Source organism: Knoellia aerolata DSM 18566, assembly GCF_000768695.1.
Classification (GTDB): domain Bacteria; phylum Actinomycetota; class Actinomycetes; order Actinomycetales; family Dermatophilaceae; genus Knoellia; species Knoellia aerolata.
The window spans coordinates 39,151-45,876 of the sequence record NZ_AVPL01000027.1 but is presented as its reverse complement, the minus strand read 5'-3'; the positions used below and the strand labels follow the sequence as shown (position 1 = coordinate 45,876).

Below are 6,726 nucleotides of genomic sequence, written 5' to 3'. Positions count from 1 at the left end.
TGGCCGCCACCGCTGCTGCGCTGGCCGCCACCGGAGCCGGAGCCACCGGCGCGGGCCGGGGAGCCGGAGCGCTGGCCGCCACCGCCGGAGCGGGCGCCACCACCGGAACGCTGACCACCGGAGCGGCCACCTCCGGAACGCTGGCCGTCGCCCTGCGAGGAGCCCGCGGGGTTGACGAAGCCGCCGGGGAAGCTGCGCTCGCCCGGGGCCAGCTCGGTGAGGAGCGGGTGCGTCGCGTTGACCTTCGTCGTGGTCGGCTTGATGCCGGCCTTGCGGGTGAGGTCGCGCACGTCGCGGATCTGGTCGTCCATCATCAGCGTGACGACCGTGCCCGAGGCGCCCGCGCGGGCGGTGCGGCCGGAGCGGTGCAGGTAGGCCTTGTGCTCGACCGGCGGGTCGGCGTGGATGACCAGGCCGACGTCGTCGACGTGGATGCCACGCGCGGCGATGTCGGTGGCGACGAGCGTCTGCGCGGTGCCGGCGTGGAAGGCGTCCATGGTCCGGGTGCGGGCGTTCTGGCTGAGGTTGCCGTGCAGCTCGACCGCGGGGATGCCCTCGGCGTTGAGCTGGCGGGCGATCTTCTTGGCGCGGTGCTTGGTGCGGGTGAAGACGACGGTGCGGCCGGGGGCGGCGACGAGGTCGACGAGCACCGGCAGGTGGCCGTCCGCGGTCACGTGCAGGACGTGGTGGCTCATCGTCGAGATCGGCGACTGGGCCGAGTCGGCCTCGTGGGTCACCGGCGAGTTGAGGTAGCGCTTGACGAGGGTGTTGACGCCGGCGTCGAGCGTGGCCGAGAAGAGCATCCGCTGCCCGTCGCGCGGCGTCCGGTCGAGGATGCGCTTGACGACGGGGAGGAAGCCGAGGTCGGCCATGTGGTCGGCCTCGTCGAGCACGGTGACCTCGACGGCGTCGAGGCTGACGTGGCCCTGACCGATGAGGTCCTCGAGGCGACCCGGGCAGGCGACGACGACGTCGACGCCGCGGGCGATGGCCGAGACCTGCGGGCCCTGGCCGACGCCGCCGAAGACGGTCTTGGACGTCAGCCCGAGGGCCTGGGCGAGCGGGGCGAGCGCCTCGTCGAGCTGGATGGCGAGCTCGCGGGTCGGGGCGAGGATGAGGGCGCGGGGACGCTTCGGCTGCCGGCGACGGCCGTCGGCGGCGAGGCGGGCGAGCACCGGGAGGACGAACGCGTAGGTCTTGCCGGAGCCGGTGCGGCCACGGCCGAGGACGTCGCGGCCGGCGAGGCTGTCGGGCAGGGTCGCGGCCTGGATGGGCGTCGGCGACGTGATGTCGCGGTCGGCGAGGACGCGGACGAGGGACTCGGGGACGCCGAGGGCGGCGAAGCCCGAGGCAGTCGTGGGACGGGTGAGGATGGTGTCAGTGGACACGAAGAGGTACTCCAGAGAGTTCTGATGCAGTCGGTTCTGCCCGGCACGTTCCGAGTCGCGACGCAGCGATCAACATCAGTGTTGTCGTCGTCGTGGTCTCTCGGTCGCGGCGCATCGGCATCGACAGTGAGAAAAGAAGAAGCGGTCCGTGGCAGAACGAACAGGACCGCTGGCGACAACCCTACTGGTAGGCAGCCACATTCCCCGCATCGTCGATCCCTAGACTGGCGCGGTGGCGACGAGGCTGATGGCGGGAGTCGACGTCGGGGGGACCCGGGTCAAGTCGGTCCTCGCCGACGACGACGGCTCAGTCCTGTTCTCGCACACCGCCTCCACGCCCGAGCGTCCCGGTGCCGGCGTCGTCGACGTCATCGTCGACGCCGTCACGACGCTGCTCGACCTGGCCCGCGCGGACGGCATCGACGGTCGGCTGGCCGCGGTCGGCGCCGTCGTCCCCGGACTCGTCGACGAGGCGACCGGGTCCGCGGCCTGGTCGGCCAACCTCGGGTGGCGCGACCTCCCGCTGCGCGACCTGCTCCGGTCCCGGTTCGACGTCCCGGTCGCCGTGGGCCACGACGTGCGCGCCGGCCTGCTCGCCGAGTTCCACCTCGGGGCGGCGAAGGGCGTGCCCGACGCGCTCTTCGTGCCGCTCGGCACCGGCATCGCCAGCGCCCTGCTCGCCTCGGGTCGCGTCGTCGCCGGCACCGAGTGGACCGGCGAGATCGGCCACGTCACGGTGCAGCCGGGCGGGCCGGTGTGCGGGTGCGGGCGCCGGGGCTGCCTCGAGGCGGTCGCGAGCGCGTCCGCCCTCGGGCGGGCGTGGCGCGAGCTGGGTCGCGACGGGGACGCCGAGACGCTCAGCCTGGCCGTGGCCGACGGCGACCCCGAGGCGATCCGCCTCTGGGAGGACGCCATCGACGCCCTCGTCCGGGTCATCGGCCCGGTCTGCGCCGCAGCGGGCACCCGGGTCGTCCTCATCGGCGGCGGGCTGGCGCTGTCGGGGGCCGTCCTGCTGGAACCGTTGCGCGACAGGCTCGTCAGCGTCCTCGGACACGACCGCATCATCGTCACCCGCGCCGCGCTCGGCGACCGTGCCGGAGCGCTCGGAGCAACACTTCTCGCCATGGAGGCCACCGCGTGATCTTCACCCTGACCCCCAACCCGGCTCTCGACATCACGTATGCCGTGCCCCGGCTGCACGTCGGCGAGAGCCACCGCGTGTCCGTCACCGGCGTGCACGCCGGCGGCAAGGGCCTCAACGTCGCCGGGGTCCTCGCCTGCATGGGCGTCGACCACGTCGCCATCGCGCCGGTCGGCGAGCGGCAGCGCGACTTCTTCGTCGAGGACGCCGCCCAGCGCGGGCTGCGCCTGCGGCTCGTGGAGTCCCCGGCGGGCACGCGCCGGTCGGTGAGCGTCTTCGGCGCGGACGGCAAGGCCACCGTCCTCAACGAGCAGGGTGACGTCCAGCCGCAGGAGGTCTGGGACGAGATGATCGCGATGGTGCGGACGAGCTGCACCCCGGGCGACGTCCTCACGGTCTCCGGCAGCGTCCCGCCGTTCACGTCGGAGGACGTCCTCGTCGACCTCTGCCGGACCGCGGTCGACGCCGGTGCCGAGCTCGTCGTCGACGGGCGGGGCAACTGGGTGCGCGAGGTGCTGCGGACCACGCCTGCCCTCGTCAAGCCCAACGCGTCCGAGGCGGCGTCGATGACCGGCGCCACCGACCCGAGGGAGTCAGCCCGGGCGCTCGTCGAGATGGGTGCCTGGGCGGCGGTCGTCTCGCAGGGAGCCGACGGGCTCGTCCTCGTCACCGCGACCGGCCGGGTCATCGAGGCCCGACCCCTGACCCCGTCCGAGGGCAACGCCACCGGCGCCGGCGACGCGCTCACCGCCGCGATCGCCGCTGGGCTCGACGGCACCCCTCGTGACGCGGTCGACTGGCCCGAGGTGCTGCGGGTCGGCATCGCCTGGTCGGCGGCGGCGGTCCGTCAGACCGTCGCCGGGGTCATCGACCGCACCGACGTCGTGGCCCTCCTCGACGACGTCGAGGTCACCGACCTCTCCTGACCACCCCGGCCCCCCAGTGCCCAACTCGCCAATTCCCCCGTTGCGCACCGACACGCCGTGTGCCCAACGGGGGAATTGGCGAGTTAAGGACGGGCGAGGAGGCGGAGGAGGCGCTCGGCCTCCACGGCGACGGCGTCGCGGGCGGCGCCGAGGTACTTCCTCGTGTCGACGGTCGGCGACGACTCGAGCCGCGCGACCATCGCCTCGGTCCACACCCGGTTGAGGTGAGTCGCGATGTTGACCTTGGTCATCCCCGCCCGGACCGCGGACGCGAGCCCGTCGTCGGGCACCCCGCTCGAGCCGTGCAGGACGAGCGGCGCCGGCACGGCCGCGGCCAGGGCCGCGATGAGGTCGGTGTCGAGCACGGCCACCCGCTCGGTCATCGCGTGCGAGCTGCCCACGGCGACGGCGAGGGCGTCCACGCCCGTGTCCGCGACGAACCGGGCCGCGTCACCCGGGTCGGTGCGCGCGCCCGGTGCGTGGACGCCGTCCTTGCCGCCGACCTCACCGAGCTCGGCCTCGACGCTGATGCCGGCGGCGTGGCACTGGTGCACCACCCGTCGCGTCGTCTCGCGGTTGGCGTCGTCGGGCAGCCTCGACCCGTCGAACATCACCGACGTCAGCCCGAGCCGCACCGCCTCGTCGACGAGCTCGAGCGACTCCGCGTGGTCGAGGTGCACGACGACCGGCTGCGAGCAGGCGTCCGCGATCGCCAGGGTCGCGGCCGCGATCGGGCGGAGTGACCCGTGGTAGCGCACGCAGTTCTCACTGATCTGCATGACCACCGGCAGCGAGCAGCGTTCTGCGGCAACGGCATACGCCTCGGCATGCTCGATCTGGATGACGTTGAACGCGGCGACAGCCCGACCGGCGGCTCGAGCATCGGCGAGCACCGGGGCGAGCGCGGACAGTCCCATCAGGTCGCGTCGTCGAGGATGATCGACCGGGTGAGGTTGCGCGGCTCGTCGGGGTTGATCCCCGCGGCCTTCGCGCGGGCGACGCAGTAGCGGTGCAGCCGCACGAGCTCGGCCATGGGGTCGATGTCGCGGTGCTCGAAGTGCGCGCCGGTCGCCCGCACCTGCTCGGCCAGCCCTTCAGGCACGTCGCCGATCGCCCACGTCGCGCGACCCGGCGCGGCGATGCTGATCGGTCCGTGCCGGTACTCCATCGCCGGGTAGGCCTCGGCCCAGAACTGCACCGACTCGCGCAGCTTGAGCGCGGCCTCGTTGGCGAGCCCGACGGTCCAGCCGCGCCCGAGGAAGCTCACCTGCTCGACGTCGAGGAGCCCGGCGTATGCCGTGTCGTCACCCTCCGCGAGCACCGCACGGGCGTCCGCGATCGCCGCGTCCAGCGACTCCCCGAGCGAGGCGCGGAGCAGCGCGAGGACCGTGGTGGCGAAGCGGGTCTGGACGACCGACTGCTCGTCGACCTCGGGCAGGAGGATCGTGGACGTGGCGGACCGGGCGACGGCCGTCCCGGCGGTGGCCACGATCGCGACGTGGGGGGTGCCGGCGGCGTTGAGCGCCTCGACGACCTCGATGACCTCGGAGGTCGTCCCGGAGCGGGTGATGACGACGACCCGGTCGTAGCCCCGGGCGAGCTGGTGCTCGCTCGCCGCGAAGGCGTCGGTGACGCCCTGGCCCAGGGACTCGCGCAGGACGGCATACGCCTGGCCCATGAACCACGAGGTGCCGCAGCCGATGGTCGCGACCCGCTCACCCCGTCGGGGGAGGAGGTCGGCGACGAGGGGGAGGCGGGCCACGACGGCCGCCCAGTCGTCGGGCTGGGTGGCGATCTCCTGCTCGAGATAGGTCACGGAACGTCCTCACCATGTCGACGGGATGCGCGAAGCTGATCGACAGACAGCCTAAGTGGGCAGAGTCATGCACCACAACCCCTCGCGGGTGCGTGGGTGCGCGCGTAGAGTCCCCGCATGCTCCCCACCAGCGAGGCGGCCCAGGACGGTCCGCGCCACCGCGCCTCGCGGCTGTCGGCGATCCTCGACCTGCTCGCGACCCGGGGCGGGCTGAGCGTGAGCGCCGCCGCGGACGAGCTCGACGTCTCCGAGGCGACGATCCGGCGCGACTTCGCCGAGCTGAGCCGCCGCCAGCTCGTCACCCGCAACCACGGCGGGGTCGTCGCGACGTCGGTGGCCTACGAGCTGCCCTACCGCTACCGCTCCAGCCAGCACGACACCGACCTCGACCGCATCGCGAAGGCCGCGGCCGCTCTCGTCACCCCCGGCGCCGTCGTCGCCATGAACGGCGGCACGACGACCACCACGGTCGCGCGTCGGCTCACCTCCCGCGAGGACCTGCGCACGACCGGCCTCACCCTCGTCACGAGCGCGCTCAACATCGCGGTCGAGGCCGTCCTGCGCCCCCACGTCCGCTGCGTCAGCCTGGGCGGGATCCCGCGGCCGGAGTCCTACGAGGTCACCGGCCCCCTGGCCACCGCCGGCCTGAGCCAGCTCTGGATCGACGTCGCGATCCTCGGGGTCAACGGCCTGGCCGTTCGCGAGGGCGCCACGTGCACGTACGAGGACGAGGCCGCCGTCTCGCGGCTCATGGTCGAGCGCGCCCGCGACGTCGTCGTCGTCGCCGCGGAGAGCAAGCTCGGTCAGCGCGCCTTCACCCAGATCTGCGCCGCCACCGAGATCACCCACGTCGTCACCACCGCCCCCGAGACGCACGAGCAGGTGCGCGGGCTGCGCGACAGCGGCGCGACCGTGCACTGCGTCTGACAGGGCCACCACCTAGGCTCCTCCCATGCCCGAAACGACGCTGTCCGACTTCTCCGCGACGACCCTCACCGGGGAGGAGCAGGACCTCGGCGCGTATGCCGGCAAGGTCGCCCTCGTCGTCAACACCGCCTCCGAGTGCGGCTTCACCCCGCAGTTCACCGGCCTCGAGGAGCTGTGGAAGGGCTACGAGGACCAGGGCCTCGTCGTGCTGGGCTTCCCGTGCAACCAGTTCGGCGGCCAGGAGCCCGGCGGCGCCGAGGAGATCGGTGCGGTCTGCCAGCGCAACTACGGCGTGACGTTCCCGATGTTCGACAAGATCGAGGTCAACGGCGACGACGCGCACCCGCTCTACGAGTGGCTCAAGCAGGAGAAGGGCGGCCTGCTCGGCTCGAGGATCAAGTGGAACTTCACCAAGTTCCTCGTCGGTCGCGACGGCCGGGTCCTCGCCCGCTACGCCCCGACCGACACCCCCGAGTCGCTCACCGACGACATCGAGAAGGCGCTCGCCGCGGGCTGACCGACCGGTGG

At 73.1% G+C, this 6,726-nt stretch carries 7 protein-coding genes; 4 read left to right on the top strand and 3 right to left on the bottom strand.

All coding sequences use genetic code 11. From position 1 onward, the window contains the following. Positions 1 to 1,388: DEAD/DEAH box helicase (locus N801_RS11145; RefSeq protein WP_084108724.1), on the bottom strand; the 1,388-nt coding region annotated here is incomplete at its 3' end. Positions 1,389 to 1,620: 232 nt separating this feature from the next. Here N801_RS11145 and N801_RS11140 point away from each other — a divergent pair. After that, on the top strand, positions 1,621 to 2,529 hold the full coding sequence (locus N801_RS11140; RefSeq protein ID WP_245618395.1) for an ROK family protein: 909 nt from the start codon (positions 1,621 to 1,623) through the stop codon (positions 2,527 to 2,529). Continuing rightward, entirely contained in the window at positions 2,526 to 3,455 is a 930-nt protein-coding gene (locus N801_RS11135) for a 1-phosphofructokinase family hexose kinase (RefSeq protein ID WP_052112872.1), read from the top strand. Before N801_RS11140 ends, N801_RS11135 begins: the two co-directional genes overlap by 4 nt. An 83-nt stretch (positions 3,456 to 3,538) precedes the next feature. On the opposite strand, the gene N801_RS11130 is transcribed toward N801_RS11135, so the two are convergent. Further along, positions 3,539 to 4,372, bottom strand: coding sequence for a class II fructose-bisphosphate aldolase (locus N801_RS11130; protein ID WP_035937687.1), 834 nt, complete (start codon positions 4,370 to 4,372; stop codon positions 3,539 to 3,541). Continuing rightward, entirely contained in the window at positions 4,372 to 5,271 is a 900-nt protein-coding gene (locus tag N801_RS11125; protein WP_035937684.1) for an SIS domain-containing protein, read from the bottom strand. Before N801_RS11125 ends, N801_RS11130 begins: the two co-directional genes overlap by 1 nt. A gap of 117 nt (positions 5,272 to 5,388) precedes the next feature. On the opposite strand from N801_RS11125, the gene N801_RS11120 reads away from it, so the two are divergent. After that, complete coding sequence (locus tag N801_RS11120) at positions 5,389 to 6,198, top strand: DeoR/GlpR family DNA-binding transcription regulator (RefSeq protein ID WP_052112871.1); 810 nt, start codon at positions 5,389 to 5,391, stop codon at positions 6,196 to 6,198. A 25-nt stretch (positions 6,199 to 6,223) separates the two neighbouring features. After that, the gene (locus tag N801_RS11115; protein ID WP_035937682.1) at positions 6,224 to 6,715 is read left to right on the top strand and encodes a glutathione peroxidase; all 492 of its coding nucleotides are present in this window, start codon (positions 6,224 to 6,226) and stop codon (positions 6,713 to 6,715) included. Positions 6,716 to 6,726: the final 11 nt, after the last annotated feature.